Annotated in this window: 13 protein-coding genes and 1 pseudogene; 5 read left to right on the top strand and 9 right to left on the bottom strand. The window is 49.5% G+C overall.

Features of this window, described 5'->3' with window-relative positions; all coding sequences use genetic code 11:
- Positions 1-484: 484 nt before the first annotated feature.
- The gene (locus tag LLG96_05440; protein ID MCE5249646.1) at positions 485-1,663 is read left to right on the top strand and encodes a Gfo/Idh/MocA family oxidoreductase; all 1,179 of its coding nucleotides are present in this window, start codon (positions 485-487) and stop codon (positions 1,661-1,663) included.
- A gap of 154 nt (positions 1,664-1,817) precedes the next feature.
- Here the strand turns inward: LLG96_05440 and LLG96_05435 are convergent, their stop codons facing one another.
- A complete protein-coding gene (locus LLG96_05435) occupies positions 1,818-3,266 on the bottom strand; it encodes an amidohydrolase family protein (GenBank protein ID MCE5249645.1) in 1,449 nt (482 codons plus the stop codon).
- Positions 3,267-3,678: 412 nt separating this feature from the next.
- On the opposite strand from LLG96_05435, the gene LLG96_05430 reads away from it, so the two are divergent.
- The 4 genes and pseudogenes from LLG96_05430 to LLG96_05415 all read left to right on the top strand — a co-directional run bounded on the left by LLG96_05430 (position 3,679) and on the right by LLG96_05415 (position 7,122).
- Positions 3,679-4,476 (top strand): EFR1 family ferrodoxin, encoded by a 798-nt coding sequence (locus tag LLG96_05430; GenBank protein ID MCE5249644.1) that lies wholly within the window; start codon positions 3,679-3,681, stop codon positions 4,474-4,476.
- 287 nt (positions 4,477-4,763) lie between these two features.
- A pseudogene (locus tag LLG96_05425) lies at positions 4,764-5,399 on the top strand (ParA family protein).
- A gap of 93 nt (positions 5,400-5,492) precedes the next feature.
- Positions 5,493-6,164, top strand: coding sequence for a histidine phosphatase family protein (locus LLG96_05420; protein MCE5249643.1), 672 nt, complete (start codon positions 5,493-5,495; stop codon positions 6,162-6,164).
- 124 nt (positions 6,165-6,288) lie between these two features.
- Positions 6,289-7,122, top strand: a complete 834-nt coding sequence (locus LLG96_05415) for a CHAD domain-containing protein (protein ID MCE5249642.1) — start codon at positions 6,289-6,291, stop codon at positions 7,120-7,122.
- 301 nt (positions 7,123-7,423) lie between these two features.
- On the opposite strand, the gene LLG96_05410 is transcribed toward LLG96_05415, so the two are convergent.
- The 8 genes from LLG96_05410 to LLG96_05375 all read right to left on the bottom strand — a co-directional run bounded on the left by LLG96_05410 (position 7,424) and on the right by LLG96_05375 (position 18,393).
- Complete coding sequence (locus LLG96_05410; protein MCE5249641.1) at positions 7,424-8,470, bottom strand: alcohol dehydrogenase catalytic domain-containing protein; 1,047 nt, start codon at positions 8,468-8,470, stop codon at positions 7,424-7,426.
- A 95-nt stretch (positions 8,471-8,565) separates the two neighbouring features.
- Complete coding sequence (locus LLG96_05405; GenBank protein ID MCE5249640.1) at positions 8,566-9,315, bottom strand: SDR family oxidoreductase; 750 nt, start codon at positions 9,313-9,315, stop codon at positions 8,566-8,568.
- A 108-nt stretch (positions 9,316-9,423) separates the two neighbouring features.
- Entirely contained in the window at positions 9,424-10,446 is a 1,023-nt protein-coding gene (locus tag LLG96_05400) for a carbon-nitrogen hydrolase family protein (protein MCE5249639.1), read from the bottom strand.
- Between the two features lie 69 nt (positions 10,447-10,515).
- Entirely contained in the window at positions 10,516-13,953 is a 3,438-nt protein-coding gene (locus tag LLG96_05395) for a chitobiase/beta-hexosaminidase C-terminal domain-containing protein (GenBank protein ID MCE5249638.1), read from the bottom strand.
- 429 nt (positions 13,954-14,382) lie between these two features.
- Positions 14,383-14,730 (bottom strand): DUF4405 domain-containing protein, encoded by a 348-nt coding sequence (locus LLG96_05390; GenBank protein ID MCE5249637.1) that lies wholly within the window; start codon positions 14,728-14,730, stop codon positions 14,383-14,385.
- Between the two features lie 113 nt (positions 14,731-14,843).
- Positions 14,844-15,665 (bottom strand): class I SAM-dependent methyltransferase, encoded by an 822-nt coding sequence (locus LLG96_05385; protein ID MCE5249636.1) that lies wholly within the window; start codon positions 15,663-15,665, stop codon positions 14,844-14,846.
- Positions 15,666-15,966: 301 nt separating this feature from the next.
- On the bottom strand, positions 15,967-16,998 hold the full coding sequence (locus LLG96_05380; protein MCE5249635.1) for a galactitol-1-phosphate 5-dehydrogenase: 1,032 nt from the start codon (positions 16,996-16,998) through the stop codon (positions 15,967-15,969).
- A gap of 147 nt (positions 16,999-17,145) precedes the next feature.
- Positions 17,146-18,393, bottom strand: coding sequence for a M20/M25/M40 family metallo-hydrolase (locus LLG96_05375; protein ID MCE5249634.1), 1,248 nt, complete (start codon positions 18,391-18,393; stop codon positions 17,146-17,148).
- Between the last annotated feature and the right edge of the window lie 621 nt (positions 18,394-19,014).

Raw genomic sequence — 19,014 nt, 5'->3', positions numbered from 1 at the left:
GCAGGAAATAATGTATGGTATTTTTCATTTATTCTTATGAAGATAATGGGTATGGTGAACAAATTCAATGAAGAATTCCGGCAATCCCTCATTTTTTCACAATCACCTGCCGACACGGATTATTCATGAAAATATGTTTAACCACAAAGTCACAAAGTCACAAAGAGATATAATAAATTATTAATATTATCTTTAGTTACAATTAAATCTCGACATTATAAAATGATATATAGAGTTCAAATCCGCAAAAATCCGTGTTCTATCGAAATTTGTGAATAGATATGGCAGAGGGCCGATATTATATGATACACTTCCATGATACTTGGAATCCTTCTTTGTGCGCAGTATCTTGCATTATATCCGGATTAATCTTTTTGTAATCGTAAAACTGACCTGACACAACACATAGCCCTTTTTCCGTAATGACCGTAATGCACTCTTTTCTCTCATATAATGAAACGGCACAAATCCGGGAGGTGAAATCATGGATAAAAAACCTTCGCGCCGGAGCTTTTTCGGTAAAGCTGCCGCTGCAGGGGGAGCGGTAATCACTGGCGCTCACAGCGCCCGTGCAATACCCCGGACGTCAACGCCCACTGTCGAACTTATAAAAGTCGGTGCTGTTGCCCTCGGGGATAACAGCCACATGTCATACCAGTTCAGTATCTGGCCGCCAATAATCAATCCTGTTGAACCCGACAAGTGGCCGACACGGACAACCCGCATGATCATTACGCACTGCTGGGATTCACGAAAAGAGGTCGCAGACGCTTTCGCACAGAAATACAAATGCGAGGCTGTAAAAAATTACTATGACATGGTCGACAAGGTCGACGGCATGATATTCGGCGGATTCAATGAGGCGAAGTGGTGGCCGCAACTGACAAAACCATACCTCGAAGCTGGAATCCCCTGTTATATCAACCGCCCTCTTGCATACAGCATGAAAGACGCCAATACGATCATCGATATGGCCCGTAAGCACAACACTCCGATACTCTGCACCGAGGGACGGGAAACGTTTAAAGAAGCAATCGTCGGCCGGTGTAAAGTTCAGGACCTTCTGAGAGAAGGAAAAGTCATAATCGGTGCCAACTCGAGTAATGCGGCAGGCGAATACCCACAGCACGCAATTCATGGTCTCGTATTTCTTCTCGCAATTTTCGGTCTCGATGTCGAACAGGTGAGTTACCAGGCCGACGGCTGGTGGCGGGATGTGACGCCAGTGTCACCGCATCCTCAGCAATACGGACTGCTGACACTTCAGTACCGGGGAATCAACATTCCCGGTGCAGGTGAACAGAAAACACCGTTTATTGTTTCACAGCAGCAGTTCTCGGAATACATAAAATCCGATAACACTCTGCGAATATTTTACAGCGGGGGCTGGTGGGACCTCGATCAGCATAATCCTGAGGGCGAGCACATGAACCGTCTTAACTCTCTGTTTTACCCGACAATTTTCGCAATCCAGAGATTGTTCGAATCCCGTACAATGCCCTGGAGTTACGAGTATATTCTGAAAAAAAATAAAATATTTCTCGCCGGCTTCAAATCTCATCTCGAACATAAAGGAGCGCTGACGAGGGTTGATGATCTTTCCGATGACTGGGAAGCTCCCAATCCTTACGCGGACTGGATAGACGAATCGATTTTCAAATAAATTTTCAGATGAATCCGGTAACTCGTTATTCATAACATGAACCTGGTTATTTTCACGCTCTCAATCGCAGGATACATGTTCCGGTTCCGGAGCCACGGAAAAAGCATTTATCAGGCGAGACCAGACAATCCGAGATGATTCCCCCAGAGGGAAATCACCGCCACGGCGCCTTTTCGAGTACTTTTTTCTTTTCATCGAGATTAAAGAAAGCCCGCGCGTTTTCATGCATGACGGGATCGACAATTTCGAGCGCATCGGCACGGCTCATCCATCCCTCTTCAACGAGCTCGGACAGGGCGAGAGCTATCCCCTGCCTGGCCATCATGGCATGTCCCAATACCGCTTCCACCGAATAATAGTCGCCTCCGAACGTAAAAACCTTGTTTGCCGGAGCAGTCACGAGAAATTTTTTAAGAAAATCTTTGGCGGCGACGGGATTGATTATCCATGACCAGCACATGTCTACATAAGCGTTCGTATAATGCTTGGCAAGGGCGATCATATCTTCATAGAGGGGATAGCAGATGTGCATGAACACAAATTTCGTATCCGGTGCCCTGCGGCATAAATCCGCCGCGGAACCGGGATTTTGCATGAGCCGTGACAATGGCATATAATCGTGCCCGACATAGTAGCCTGTATGCAGTTTGACCGGAAGATCGAATTGTACTGCCTTGTCAGCCGCATACCAGAACAGATGATCCTCGATCGCCTTCTTTTCCGGAATCGTGATGGTTTGCCCGTCCAACAGTCTTTTAAATGCACCTTCGACTTTCTCCCCCGGAATTCTTTCATAATCGATGTCACGGCTGTATGCGTTCTGTGATTTTACCGCCACGGCATATGCGCCATATTTGTCAAACCACCAGTCGATCACCCTGTGCCAGTCGGACAGCGATGTCACCCGTATACCTGCCGGATTGGCATATGTCTCGATATCCGGGCCCTCGTACATCCTCAAAATACTGATATCCTGCATGAGCAGGAGAGGCATTGCCGATTCTCTGAACGGAGGGATTATGCAGTTCACCTGGCATGATTCGATATTCGCCAGATCGCCCAGAATATACCGGTAAAAACCGGCCTGCCGTACCCTTTCATATCCCGCCTGCACTTGTCTTACCGTCTGAGCAGTGAGTTCATCGACGCCATAAAGCTCCCTGATGGCGATACATACAGCCTGACCATACCCGGTATTCCTTATGTACGGCCAGCAGGGTTCGAGAAGCCTCCATTTGTCGTTCGGCGCAACATCGGGCGAGAAAAACCGGTTGGATTCCTGTTGGGACATACCGGCGGTCATCATGTCATCGCTTACATATAGACTGAAAACCATGGTCCAGTCATCCGATCTGATTCCGGGAGTTGCGGTTCCGGCCAGCCGTTCACTTTCTTCAAATAAGTGTTCATGGGTATCAATAAACGGGGTCGAAAACACTTTATCGAACAGTTCTTTCCGCAGAGGGCTTATATTGATCGTCCGGTATATATCCGGCAGCTTTTTATCTTCACCATGCGCCGTTTTTGAATGCAACACCGCAAGAGGCCCTAATGCCCCGGCTCCTTTCAGTATGGATCTTCTTGGAATCACCCTGCCTTTCATGGCGTTTCCCCGTTCGCGAATGATTGAGTGCGGACAATGACAATCATACATGCCCGTTTACCGTAAATCCGATCATGACAGGGCATCTAATTTTTTACTGTCAGCTAAAGAGAATATTACAAGACACATTTCTTTTGTAAAGTATATTTTACCGATTCCATTATAAACCACTATGTAACACCTGACTTGTTTCCGTTGTTTCGTTCCGTAAAGAAAACAATCTGAACCTGTTATTATATATTGTGCTTGTGATTATCATTGATATGTATTAGTATTATAAAGTGTATCTCGTCAGCACATAAGGTATTTTTTAATTTTCACATCGGACACGATAGTACATGCCTTTTTCCACCCTGATAAAGAGGGCGGGAAAAAGCATTTTTTCTCAGCTCTTCATATAATGGATGGAATCATGACAACAGATATCTATTTTTATTCAGGGACAGGCAATTCCCTCTGGACAGCGCGCAGGCTGGCGGAAGAACTCGGGAATACAACGCTGCATCCTATCTCGAAAATCGACACTCCAGTCTCCGGCGCCCCGGATGGCGCAGTCGGACTCGTGTTTCCGGTGCATATGTGGGGTGTTCCCCATAAGGTCTTGCGGTTCATCGATTTCCTTGCCGAAGATACCCCGAATTACTTCTTCGCCGTGGCGGTGAATGCGGGACAGGTGGCAGCGACGCTTCTCCAACTCCGCAAGGTGATGAGCATGAAAGGACTGACCCTGTCCGCCGGATATGATCTGGTCATGCCATCGAATTACATCCCCTGGGGCGGTCCCGGGGCGGAGGAAAAATGGCGACCGAAAATCGACACCGCCAATGAAAAAATCAGAAGAATTGCCCGTGAAGTCGCCCAAAAGACGATGAAGCCAATGGACAAGGGGCCGCTCTGGCAGAATATTCTTTTCTCCTGGCTATACGGGATATCTTTTAAAAGAGTCGCACAGATGGACAAAAGCTTTCATGCCGATGAAAAATGCAACTCGTGCGGCATCTGCGCAAAAGTCTGTCCCGCAGAGAATATCGAGATCGCCGAAGGTAAACCGAGATGGCTCCACCGCTGCGAACAGTGTCTTGCCTGTATCCAGTGGTGCCCCCGTGAAGCGATTCAATACGGCAAAAAAACAGCCATGTACAAGCGGTATCATCATCCCGAAGTGGCTCTGGGCGATATTTTAGCCTGTGCTCCGGGCTCAGGAAAGTAAACTGTAATTGAGTTCAATAATGATTCTGAAATTCTTTATCCGGTTATGACAGAATACGGTTTTTGCGGATTTCATTATTTTTGTGTTATTTTAATGTTACCCAGAAATAATTGTTTGTAAATTTATATAACATCTATTATAAAGCTATGTTTCTTTGTGTCTTCCCGTTGCAACAAAGCGCAGCGCAGCAAGATGGACATCGTTGGATTAACACCGGAATCAAAAAAGTCACTTCCATGCTTAAACCTTTGGTACCATAAAACACGAAAGGAACGATCAGCATGGTTATCGCCGTTGTGAGCGCAAAAGGCGGCACCGGAAAAAGCACCATAACCCTCAACCTTGCCGGTGCGCTCCTGAAAATCAGGCGAAAAGTCCTTGTCATCGATACCGACCCGCAGGGCTCCATAGCCCAGTGGGCGGGAATAAAAAAACAGGACGAGCCTGACATCCTTGCCGAAGAGCCCCGGGCAATCGATAAAAAGCTGAAAAAGCTGTCGAAAAAGTATGATATGATCCTTATCGACACTCCCCCGACCTTTAAAAAAAGCATGCGTTCTATCATACATGCGGCGGACAGGCTCATTATTCCCGTATCTCCCGGTCTGGCGGATTACTGGAGTACCGAGCAGCTCCTGAATCTCTACAGGGCTGAAAAGGAAAAAAGACCGATCCTCGATGCCCGGCTGATCATATCACGTATCGACCGGAGAACACGGCTCGGCAGGGAATTCCGTTTTTTTCTCGAGCGTTTGAGCATTCCCATTTTCATGACCGAGATTCCTCAGCGTGTTGTGTACAGCGAGACATGGCATGAGGGGCTCACGGTCGACCGTCTCCAGCCGAACGGAAGCGGGGCAAAAGACTTTAAACAGCTTGTTAAGGAAATCATGCTCTGGCATGCGAGGTCATGGCCGGTATAATAACCGGCCGGGCATATGATGAATCCCGTCATGTGTTCTGTACAGACCCTAAAAATACATCAATCATTCACAATTCCCGGATGGTGGCTTACAATGAAGACAATCTATCTCGTACGACACGGAAAAGCTGAAAGCAGGGACATCCCCAAAGAAGATTTCAAGCGAAAACTCATCAAGCAGGGTAAAAAGGATATGCTCCAGGTAGTTGACCGGATGAAAAAACAGGATATCCATCCGGACCTGATACTCACGAGCCCGGCACCACGAGCGACCGCAACAGCCCGTATTTGCGCCAAACACCTGAAATACAAGGCTAAAAGCATAAAAAGCCGTAAAACGCTCTATGAACAGGGAGAAAACGCTCTCCTCGATTGTGTTCACGGGATCAATGAAAAATACAATTCCGTCATGATAGTAGGGCATGATCCGTCAATGACCGCTTTTGTCCGGTATCTCGTTCCGGATTTCAATGAAAGCCTGCCGACAAGCGGCGTTGCGGGTATCGAATTCAATACCGAATCATGGCAGGAGGTCTCGGAGGGTGCGGGAGTGTTGAAACTGCTTGACCATCCGCAGCCGAAGGAAAAAAAGGAAACGATCAAGTCCCGTATCAACATTCTGCACAACGAACTGACCGATAAATACCTGAGCGCATTGTTAGACATGAATATCCCGCTTTCCAACGACATCGAATCGATTGTCCGGAAATTGTGCAGAAAAATTGCCCGGGAAACTGTCAAACTACAAAAGAAATCCGGAGTCTGAAAACACTATCCCTTATATCCACAGATAAATAGTCGCTCAGAAGCAATCGTGAACAATGCAGACGATGGCGTCTCTATGGCCGTCACAATATACACCGGGTCGGTAATCGTTCAGAGGATTATCCATGTTTCGTACTGAAATGCTCGAATTTTTCATTGTACACCTCAACAGCATCGAACACAACTATATGCTTGCCCTCGAGCAGAACGACCCGGAAGGGATTCATGATTTACGGGTGGAACTGAAGCGTATGCGCGCTTTTTTCAATCTCACGGAATCTATCAATCCCGATTTCGATGCCCGCCGTAATTTCAAGTGTTTCAGGAGAATATCCAAGAAAACGAACATGCTGAGGGATACACAGGTACAGCAGAAGCTGCTGGAAGCCATAAAAACCTCAGTAAAGACCGATGCAGGCGAATACGAAATGTTTCTCAAAACCAGGGAAGCGGAAAACCGCGAGATATTCCGGACATTATCCGAAAATAATCCCCTGATAAAACTGCAAAAAAAGAAAAAAGTTATCAATGCCGCATTAAAGGTAATAAGCCCGGTGTGGGCAGAGACAAAAGTCCAGGGGCGATTCTACAACCTGAGAAACGATATAATCCTCCTTGTCAATTCAATCAGCAGCAGAAACATAAAACTCCATAAAGTCAGAGTTCTCGCCAAGGAAATGCATTACTGTTTCGAGATTATTCAGCAGTGTTTCTTCCTGTTCCCCGCAGCAAGCGATTTTATCGAAAATATCGCAAAAATGCACAAAATACTGGGGAAATGGCACGACTATGAAGTGGGAGGAGCGTTCCTGAAAGAATTTCTTGAAACCGGAGGCAAGAACATCCCGCATGAACCGTACAAACAATTAAACGATTATATGAGCCATGAAAAGGGAGAGTTACGGAAAGCCTTCAGACCCGCATTCGATATATTCAAACAAACCGCTTTAGCACTCTGACGGGAATCATAACCGTAAACGACTCTTTATTGTATATCATGACTGCGTAGAATTAAAAAAACCTCCGGGTATCGATAATGTCCGGAGGTTTTTCAGGATTAATACTACGTTGCGATCAGTGAAGTATAAAAGTGCACAATAGACCCTGAAATAAATTCAGGGTGACATTACCGCCGTCATGCTGAACTTGCTTCAGCATCTATTGAAATCACTACATATAACTATGTTACCTGTCCCAACGCAACCTGGTATTATTGCCTTTATTTCAGGAGCATGGGCAGAAAACAGTAATTTAAAAGTTTTATGCTGTTGTCATCAGAACCTTAAGGTACTTCTCCGGCTCGTGCTCGATCATCTCAAAGGCCTTCTGCGCCTCGCTCATATGCATGACAGCGGTAATGAGAGCTTCCGGATGAAGATCGCCGATTGCGAGATGTTCGAGCGCATCCTTGTACTCGCCGTGCGAGACACGCGAAGTGACGAGCAGCCCCTCTTTCCATATCAGTTCCTTCATGACAAGGGAAACCTCGGTATTTTCGAGGCTCAGGACACAGACCTTTCCGGCGCCCCGTATGGCGTGGATAGCCTGACGGACCGGGTGGTAACGACCTTCGATTTCGAGCGCCTTTCCGGCGCATTCGAAGGCGATATCGACTCCGCGGCCCCCGGTCTTTTCACGGATAACCTCGACGGGATGGGCTTCGCGGGCGTTTATGGTTATAACATCGGGATACGCTTTTCTGACTATATCGAGCCGTTTCTCCACAACATCGATGATGTAAAAATCATTCTTTGAAATCGTCCGGGCTGCCTGCAGGATGGACTGCCCGATCTTTCCGGCGCCGAAAATCGCGATCCGGTCGCCTTTCTGCACACCCGCACGCCGTGAGGCATGGAATCCGACCGAATAGGGCTCGACGAGGGCGGAATCACGGTCTGTGATCGAGTCCGCGATCGGATAGAGCATCGAGCTTTTTGCGGTAACGTACTCCGCAAAACCACCATCCATATCGATACCGAGGAGTTTGAGCGATGTACACGCCGGGTAGTGGTGAATCTCGCATGCCGGGCACTTTCCGCACCAGATGATGGGATCGACCGCGACACGTTCTCCGATGGCATGACCCGTGACGTTTTTTCCCATTTCGGCTATCGTTCCCACAAATTCATGACCCGGAACGAGCGGGAGCTTTGTACGAGGATGAAATTCCCCGTTGAAAATATGCTGGTCGGTCCCGCAAATGCTCGCGTAAGTGACTTTCACAAGAACATCCGAATCACCGATAGTGGGCATGGGAACATCCAGCCATTCGATCTTTTTGTATTCCGTCAATACTGCCGCTTTCATCCGATTACTCCTCAATAATTAGTTTCAGATAATGAAAACTATAATTCAATCAATCTGCTCTCAATTTATCCGGATTCAGGATACTGCGTTCCGGTTCATCCAATTCTCATGGTCATACCACCGTCGATAACAACAATCTCCCCGGTAATAAAATCGTTCTGCACGAGAAAAACGATGGCATCCGCAACATCATCGGCCGTGCCCTCACGATGCAGGGGAATACGGTTTTCTATGTTGTGCTTTTTCTGTTCCGGTGTCATTTTTTCATGGAACCGCGTCCGTATGATACCCGGCGCCACACAGTTGACACGGATGTTGAAATCCCCGAGCTCACGGGCAAGCGACCGCGCAAACTGCGGAAGGGCGCCCTTGACCACTCCATAGGTGATTGAACCGGGACCGGCCTGAATCCCGGCGACCGACGACATGAAAACGATGGAGCCTTCACCCTTTGACTTCATATGGGGAAGCGCGGTGCGGCAGAGATAAAAAGCCGCATGGACATGAACATCAAAGGCGTGATGCCATTCTTCCGGCGTCACATCGAGGATACCTCCGGGAACACCGCCGCCCGCGTTATGAACGAGCACATCGATTCCCCCGAGCTTTCCGATTGTTTCGTTTACCGCCCGGACAGCATCTTCGGGCCTGGCCATATCAGCGGTAATCATGATACACCGTGAGCCCTTCGACTCGATTGCCTTTATTACTTTTTGAGCATCGTCATCGTCGTACCTGCCCAGAACAGCCACATCCGCGCCGTATCCGGCAAGCCTGAGGGCGGTCGCCGCTCCGATCCCCTTTGTTCCGCCGGTGACCAACGCCACTTTCCCCTTCAATTTCATGAGTTTATGCCTCCTTACTTTGTACTGTTTTTTATGATTTAGTCAGATATTATTCACACACTGAACAACTTATGTATTATCCTTGCAGCACTATACCCTCACTATACTCTATTTCGGATGTCCCGGATAACCGCCGAACGTATCGGCAAATCCGAATCCGCGTTTCTCATCGATCTGCCGCCTGCTCCGGTCCTTGTAATCGCGGAGTTCCTCGAGCCCGTACTGCCGTGCCAGTGCTCTCACTGAAATTCCGGGCCGCCGCGCCCTGAGCACGAACCATTCCTCACGGGGCAGATTCACTTCCTCGATAATATCATCGCCACGCTCACGGAGCAGTTTATCGCGTTTTTCGAGGTTAAAATTGAAATGGTAGATCATGCGGTCCATGTCGAGGGTAAAACGGGCGATGGTAAAGCCGCTCCTGTCCTTTTCATCGCGAAGACAGGCGCCCGTCATGTCATACACGAGGCAGTCACCCGTCCACGTGCTCGTCACGATATAATAATGGTGCATGAGAGCGAATGCCTGAAGCTCGGTGGCTCCGGAATACGCGCTCGACCAGACAACAAGCTCCGCTCCCCTGTCACGGAGACGCTGCCAGACTTCCGGAAACTTGGCATCATAACAGATTGCCAGCCCCACCTTCCCGAAATCGGTTTCAAACACCTGTACATCCCTGTGTGAAGGTTCGACCGGCGGATTGATATCGAACTCGGTCCAGTAGGGGAATATCTTGTCATAAACGCATGCAACGTTTCCCTCACGGTCGATGAGCACCGAGGAATTGAAGCGATACTCCCCTTCCCTGCGGTCAATGGGGCAGACGATATAACAGTGGTGTTTCATCGCACATCCCGCGACCGCAGTGATCGTTTCTCCATCGAGGGTCTCGGGATTCGTCTGGCCGCGCCATGCTTCCGGGAGACAGATGAGATCGACACCGCGGGCGCCCTCTTCATCGATAATCCCTATAATTTCATCGAGACTCTTTCCATGCTGAAAACAGAGACTTACGATACGAACGGGTTTCCCGATCTCTTCTGCGGCCGTAACAGTCTCCATGCCCATCAAGCCGCACACGCTGGCAAATATCAGCCCGAGGAAAACAATCATGACCGTTCTACAGTACATAATCTAAACTCCGCAATAAATCCATTATCGTTATAATATTATTCAACATTTCATAAGGGAAATTATGTATTAGTCGGTTTTCTTCCGGAAGAGCACCGAATCCGGTATGATCTGCCGCTTAACTCCCGGCCCCTCGTATCCGACCTCGAACGATTTATTTCCTCCGCCCTGAAAATACAGGACAACTATCATGTGCCTGCCCTTTTTGAGAGCGATTGCCCCTTCTTTTGTGATCGGCCAGTGGAGACCGTCATTGTCGACAAGCACCTGATTATCGATCAGCAGCCTGCTGCCGTCGTCCGAAGTCGTGTAGAATGTATAGATGCCATCTTCGGGAACATCGATGTACCCGCTGAAACGAAGTCCGTAATTATCTCCGGGATCGGCCGGTTCGAGCCCGAAATGCTGCGCCGTTCCCTTTTTAAGGGCTTTCAGGGCGGAAAAATCGGGCATCATGCTCCATGACCCCTCGAAATACTCGTAATCGAGCCCGTTCACCACGGAGGAGACCTTCACTGCGGGGCTCATCCCGACACGGAAATCAGCGTCCGATGCTCTGCTTGCCGATCTTCCCGGCACAAATGCCCGCGCCTGTATGCGGGTATTCCCCTTCAAAACGAGCGGCGCGGCATAGAGCGTCGACCGTTCATCCGGCTCGGTTCCGTCAACAGTATAGCGTATTTCCGCACCGACCGGCTGTGCGGTCAGGCTCACTTTCAGCGACGATTCCCTGTATATTCCCCCTGATGGCGTAAATACGGGCGGCGAGGGCGGCATGATATCTCCGGGCGTATATGCCCATGCCTGCGGATTCAGCTTCACCGTCTCGATTGCGTGATGCCCCATTTTTACCGGTATCTTTCCCGCGGTGGATTCGACCGGGACACCTTCCTCTTCGATGATATTGGTCAATTCGGCTTTTACGACCGGTGTAAACCACTCGATCGCAGCCTGTGTATCGTTTCCTCCGACCTCATAACAGCGGACGATCACGGTATCGTCGTCCTCGCATTTCTTGACCGTGCTGACGATGACGTCACCGGGCCCGACTGTGCAGAAACTCATCTCTTCGGGCAGGGACGGGCGGGCCGCCGTCACAGGCGAACTCACCACCCGCAGCGGACGGTTCGACTGTTTTCCGAGTTTATACCCGTTATGCCAGTCGCCGCCGTGCGAATAAATCGAGAAGCGGTATGAATGATCTCCCGCCTGAAGATACCAGTTCCCCTCGCCGTGGCAGCTCCGCCTGCTGGCAAGCAAAACCGGCTGGAGCACCGGGTACGATACCGCAGCCTCGGTCGGGTCGGCCCAGTCGAATACCGCCACGCTCGAACTGATCGTAATACCGGTCTTTCCATCCGAGGCGCCGAACCAGTCCTGCACCTCGCGGGGGCGAACCTCCGAGCATTTCTGTACGTAGCGTTCACCGGCGGCGCCCGCAATCTCGCTTTTACCGACCTCGACGACACCCATCGGTACTTCGTAGGCAACCTTCCCGCCTGTCATATCGAGCGGAAACGCCAGTCGGAACTCCCGTGAATTCGTGCCGTCCCAGCCGAGCAGATCGAACTCGCAGTCGATACGCTTGACGGTATGGTATACAATCACCCGCTCGCGGACGGTGCAGTGATTGATCTTCCGGGCAGTTTCATAGACGCTCCGTACCGGGCCGTTTTCCGTGCACATCCAGGATGGCTTGTAGTCGCTCAGTTTTTCGAAGCCATCCATGGTCGGCTGCTGCACCTCGGCAAACTCGCCGGCGCCGTTGCCGACGGACTGCATGGTAAAGAGCTCGGCGCCAAGGAATTTGTCGGTTTTCAGAACGGGCTTGTTCAATTCACGGTCAAAAATCTGCCTGATTCCCCCGGGGGCGAATTCGATGCGGTAATAATCATTCTCCACAACGCCGTTTTTGTCAGTAACGGGCGATCCAGTGACACGCGGGGATTCACCCATTAACAGGTAATAGGTCTTGTAACCGATGGACGGCACATCGGCGGCCACGAAAACGATTCTGAGTTCCTCATCGCCCGGACGTCCGCCATCCGAGCCGGGAATCACCTGGTACGATATATCGCGTCCGAGCGCATCGACGAGCCTGAACATCGTATTTTCCCTGCCGTACACGTTAACGGTGCAGACCACGGGGTCTGTCCGCTTCCACGAGAGATCGTTGAAGACGACAACGGGGATTCCGACATCCTTGACAGCCACACGACCGGCAATGGAAACAAGCGCGCTGTCGAGCACTTTACGGGCTCTGTCTCTCCCCGACTCCATCTTGTCCCTGAAGATCCTGTCCGTAATGTGACCGTTGTATCCGCCCCAGCCATGATCGGGGTAAATCGCCTCGGACCACGCTCCGGTAAGTTCATCCGCCGGGTAGGCTCCGAATCCGCCGGAAAGGAGAGCCTCGATGGTCGAAAATTCCTCCGCAGCAGTGAGAAGACGCGCCGCATCACGGCCTGCCGATATTGCCCGGTGATGCGTCGGCCCATGAATGTAGAGCCAGACATCCGGGCGCTCGCCGGTAATGGTATCGAACTTCGGATTGCCTTCGGACACCGCTTTCAGGAAGGATTCCCCGGTCGCGTATTGGAGTTTCGGCATGGTAAACGGCTTTCTGTCGGGGCCGTAATTACCCCTGTCGACCGCTCCGTTCCAATCCTTAAAGAGCTCATCGAGGTTAGCGGGGCCGCTGAAATCGGTCGAGTAAATGAGGCCGTACCGGGGACCGATACCATGCTCCTTATAGTACTTCTCGTCAGCCTTCAGCCGTTCCGAAAGGCTTTGTGCTATCGCCTCGAAACCGCGGGTTTTCTCCACAATCGTGGTGTGATCCGCCTGCGCCATGCTCTCGCGGAATATCTCGCCCGACCAGTGGTAGTGACCCGGAGAGAACGCGAGCACACCGGTGCCGTCCGGGCTGAGCCACCGGTAGAAACCTTTTTCGTGACGACTCATGTGAAGGTACCTGATACCGGCTTTGGCAAGTATCTGCGGCATCTGCATCGCCCGTCCCGGAACATCGGGACTCCATGCGGTACGTGAATCGCAGCCCGGCAGGTTCTTTTTCAGCCACTTCCGTCCGAGGTATGTCTGCCGGATGAGCGCCTCGCCGTCATACATGGACTCGTACGGCTGGTTGTAGGTCGCACCCCACTCGAACCGTCCCGCCGCAGTCAGCCGTCTGATCTCCTCTTTCCGTTCCGGGTGACGGCCGAGATATTCCATAAGGGAAAGCATATCCTCCATGACGAAACGGAATTCAGGATTTTCTTTCAACCGTTCGAGGGCAGGTGTGATGACTTTCAGATCGCGCGACTCGATGCACTTTTCCGGTGTGTCCATCCATCCGATGTCCTGGTGACTCGAAGAGATGATATCCACCTCACCGCCTCTGAAATAATCAGGATTCGCGCTTTGCTGCGCCCGGACAGTGACGGAGAAGGTGACGATGACAACAAACAAAGCCATATATGCATGGAAACGGGTGAAATGTGTCATGGATTGTGCTCCTTCCCTTTATTTATGTCAAAATATTCATATTCCGAAATAGAACACGGATTTCGTGGATTTTGTCGGCTGGCAGGGCAATTCATGACTTGCTCCCATGAAATCACCGGTCAAACCAATTATGATCCGGTTGAGTCTGCCAAGCAAAAAGATACACAACATACGTTAGAGTTTGCAAGGATTTCCGGCAAAAAGCAATGGTGATTGTACCTGAGGAGTAGTGATGTCCGGCGAAACTGGGATAATCGAGGGGAAACTGAGGAAAGATGATAGTATCGTTTGTTTAAACAGATGTTTTTTTTTGGAAACTCTGGCGTAAGGTTGCACCGTTATCAAGTGTGAAATTATTTCAGGTATCACGATATTCCTGAATTATTCCATATCCCGGAATGGCTTAAAAATATAAGCACGTTAATAGCTTCAGCCAGCGTGGAATACATGAGAAGAAAACAGGGCGACAAGTCCGAAAACTATTATTAATGCAATTACCGCTTCTTTTTTGCATGGAAAAATCATACCTGTTTCCGATGACACATACCGCATCATTGTTTTCCAATTTGTTTTCATATGTATAACTGCGGAAATCAGAAACAGTACCGCTGAAAAATTGTGAATTGACATCACAAACTGACGTTCCAAATCCGAGGCAGCCGCATGATCCGAAAGATGAAGTATAATTCCGGAGGGCGGCAATAATGCACATGAAAAAAACATTACAAGAACATTTAACGATCTTTTATTTATGCCTGACTTATGTTGATCTTTCATTATAATTATCCTCTAATCATTACATAATAAAATGTGGTTTATAAAGTATTTAGAATTTTTATACTTCTGTACTGACCACAGAGTTCAATAAGACCCCGATACCATCTACTTTGCTACCTACTGAAACCGGCATGGACTATATACTGGATTTTAAGAAGGTCGGAAACAAGACCCATGATTCTGTTTTTACATGTTAATGATTTTTTCAAATTCCTGAAATACGAGTACTCATGCATTACTCTAATCCTGTCATCCCATGACTCGATTTCCTTTATGTTCTTTATACCCCATTTCAGAAATGATTTCTCATCCAGGCCGCTGTTTTGTATTACCAGCTTATTGGCGACTCTGACACCATACGGCGAACATGCGTCAAAGCAGATTTCGCTTCCGGGGAAAGAACCGGCAATTTTAATGAAAAACTCCCTGATCTGATATTCTTCGAAATAATAGAACACACCAGCCGCCATAAACAGCACATTTTCCCGTACCTCTATCCGGTTCAACCAGTCTCTGTCAAGAAACGAACAGGCGATAAACTTCCTTCGGTCAGTTTCGCCGATAAATTTTTTTCTTAACTCGATAACATCCGGCAGATCCATATCGTACCAGAGAAGGCTGCCATTATCTATCCGATCGAACGTTGTGTCCAGTCCGCATCCGATATTGACTATAGTTGCTTTCGGATATTTCCGGAGAAATTCCCTGATAACCGCGTCCATACGGAGACTGCGCACAATCCATGCAAGCTGGCTTAACTCTTTCGTATTACGGGCTATTACGGAGAAATCATAGTCGATCTTCGTAATAATATCGGCGGCAGTCCTGTCAACAAGCAACGGTTCCGGTTTCATCGTTTCAACGGCACGCCCCCACAATGGCAGAAGCATGGTAATCTGAATATTTCCAAGCTCTACAGCGATGTGCTCCGACATGGTAAATCCCTCTTTTAATTGTAGAATCCCGCGGTTTATCGTATTTAATCGATTTACATGCAATGCATGATAAAATACTCATTATTCATCTGTGTCTGCAAGGAATTCCGGCAGAAAGGCAATAATGGCAGAACAGGAGGAGGAATGATGTACGGCGGAACCGGAATAATCGAGGGGAAAATTGCACAGGAATTATATCGACGGGGTATACATCCACCGAGGGGGAAAGATATATCTTATCGAATATAATGTGATATAAATATCATTGTATTATAATTGAAAAAAGCCTCCATGTGCTTCTTCACGGTACAAGAATCACTTTCATCAATCCCGGCTCACGGTCGTAGAGACGTCTGAACCATTCGGCGCCCTCGGAGAGCGGAGCAACAGCGCTCTTGAGTACATCGACATCGACCGATCCCCGCGCGATCATGTCGAGACAAGCCGGATACTCCCCCCGTGAGGCGCAGGAGCCGTACAGGGTGTATTCACGGGTAACTACTGCCTGAAGGGGCATCTCCACAGACGGCGATACATTGCCGACCAGGGTGAGCGTACCACCTTTCCGGAGCGCAGAAAGAGCCGTCGCGAATGCGGAGCTCGTACCGACAACCTCGAACGCCCGGTCTGCGCCACGGCCTCCGGTCAGGCTCAGGATTTCCCCGGCAAATCCGCCGCTGTCCGGTTTCAGCCCTCTGTCGGCGCCCTGACGGGTGGCGAGATCGAGACGGGTCTGATCCATATCCACGGCGATTATCTTACCGCAGCCGGCGGCGCGAAGCACCTGTATTACGAGAAGCCCGATCATACCGGCGCCGACCACCACGGCGGAATCGTTGAGCGAGCGCGGCGTCCGTTCGACCGCATGAACGGCAACGGAGAGCGGCTCGACCATCGCCGCCTGCTCGAAGCCGAGCCCTTCCGGCAGGGGATACACGATATGTTCCGGAACAGCAACATATTCAGCAAAAGCGCCGTGCTGACGGTATTCCCGGCACGACACCCCGAGAACCCGTCTGTTGTCGCAGAGATTGATCAGCCCCTGCCTGCAAAAATGACAGACACCGCAGTATATGGTCGAATCGAAGGTGACACGGTCTCCCGGGGTAAAATCCTTCACGTTTTTCCCCGTCTCTTCGACAACACCGGACGCTTCATGACCCATGATGAGGGGAGGGATGCGTCTGCCCGTACTGCCGTCCATTCCATGCACATCGCTCCCGCAGATTCCGCAGGCTTTCACTTTTATGAGCACATCGCCCGGACCGACAGATGGTTTCGGTATTTCCTTGTAGACAAGCCGGTTGTATTCTTCGAGTACAAGCGCCTTCATAATTAATTCCTTAAGATGGTTTGCAGTTTATGGTTCATAGTTTATGGTTTATGGTTTATGGGACAAAAATAATGTCAAATACCCGATGTGATTTATATTTTTACATAGAAACGGGAAACCAGATATAAATAATAATTTCAGACTTCATCATTTATCTATTCCGCACCATTCGCACACGAACATGGCAAGCACTGATGCAGTGGCAACCACATCCCTGAGTCCGATATGCTCATTGATGGTATGGGCATCCTCGAGATTGCCGCAGCCGGTTGCAAGGGTCGGCACTCCGAGCAGATTATTGTAGAGCCAGGCATCCATGGATGTTGTCGCGCCCGCGATCCTGGTCTGTATTCCCGCGGCTTCGTAACATGCAGCGAGAACTTTCACAAAGGTGAGGCCGGGATCGATCCTGCTCGTATCGTGACGGTAGGGGAAGGTCATCTCGTAATTGTCGCGCAGCCATTCCGGGCCGCGTGTTCTGACCCGCTCCGTAAGCTCGCGCATAACTTCTTCCCGCGGTGTTGTGAGAAATCCGAATATCCCGCTGAAAACCGCTTGCTCAGGGGCAATCGTCGGCCAGTTTCCCGCGTGAAGCTCGCCGAAATTAACCGGCATGGGATTCTTGAACGCCGTAAAAAGGGGATCATCGTGAATAGTCCGTGCGAGCAGATCGTCGTGGTAATCCTCGATGATCCCGATCGCCTCCATGGCCATTTTGAGCGCGCTCACTGTTGTTTGCGCAGAACCGGAATGCCCTGCCCTGCCGTGGCAGACTCCCTCGAACCATACGGAGCCCCTGATCGAGGTGCAGATGGTATTCGACAGCGGTTCGAGGTCGATACAGCAGTCTGCACGCTCCCCGCTGCGAACAAGCGCAAGGGTGCCGTTTCCGCCCGCCTCCTCTTCTATGACAAGATGGAGAATGACATCGCCTTTCGGCCTTACACCGAGCTCCTTCAGCGCCCTGAGCATAACCCAGAGAACCGCAATCTGGCCCTTGTCGTCGCATGTTCCACGGCCGTACATGGCGCCATCCCTCACAAAGGGATCAAACGGCCGCGGCTGCTTCTTCGTGGGAGGAACCACATCCGCATGGGCGTTGAATATAACACTTCGCCCGGAGCTGTCCCCCCTGAGAACGACACGGACATTGGGACGGCCCTCATAGGGCTGTTTATCAACCTTCGAAGAATACTCTGTATCATGAATGATCGATTCCGGGACAGACACTTTCTCGCAGATATCGGCAAGACCAGAAAACTGCCCGTACAACCACTCCATAGCCGGTCCTTCATACCCTGAAACCGATTCGAACCGTACGAGCCGGTCAAGAAATGCCGCGGCTTCCTTTTCATACCCGAGGCATGTATTCCGGAGCGTTTTCCTGTCTGTCATGTTTCATATCCTTGAAAACGAGTTCATGGTTTGTGGTCTTTTCCCCTTATGCCTTGTCCCTTATGCCATATGCCCGTCTTTCCGGTTTGTCGTTTGAGGTGTATTGTTGCCCAAGGGGATTCGCAAGCGGCAACATCTGATCAATATACGTAAAGTATTTGCAAGAAACCTCTATTGTTTTTATATTTACTCTTCATGTTTGTAACAGTGTAATATAAAAAAAGTTTATGGTCTCTGGTCTCTGGTTGCATGACCGGATTCGTCAAAGGCAACCACCAAAGCAATATCCAAATATATTCACAATTTCATTTATCATAATACATGTATCGTGCAGTTACTGTAACAGATGGGGAAACGGTGTTGGGGAGGAAAGATATGGAGTGAATAGAGCAAAATAATATTTACAGAATAACGGTTATATCTGAATAACTCTCATGACCATACATGGTCACAACGAAGGATGAAAGTATATTTTTCAGATACAGAGAGAGTTTTTCTCCGTGTCCTCCGTGTCTCCGTGGTGAAATTGTTCATGAGTATTTTCAGATAAACTTTCAAGCAATTTTTATTCAATATTATCCGAATCGATAACCGGGAGAAAAAAATGAAATCGTGTGATAT

The sequence above is a fragment of the bacterium genome (assembly GCA_021372535.1).
Taxonomy (GTDB): domain Bacteria; phylum Latescibacterota; class Latescibacteria; order Latescibacterales; family Latescibacteraceae; genus JAFGMP01.
The sequence above is the reverse complement of the archived record's forward strand: the minus strand, read 5'-3'. Positions and strand labels throughout refer to the sequence as shown.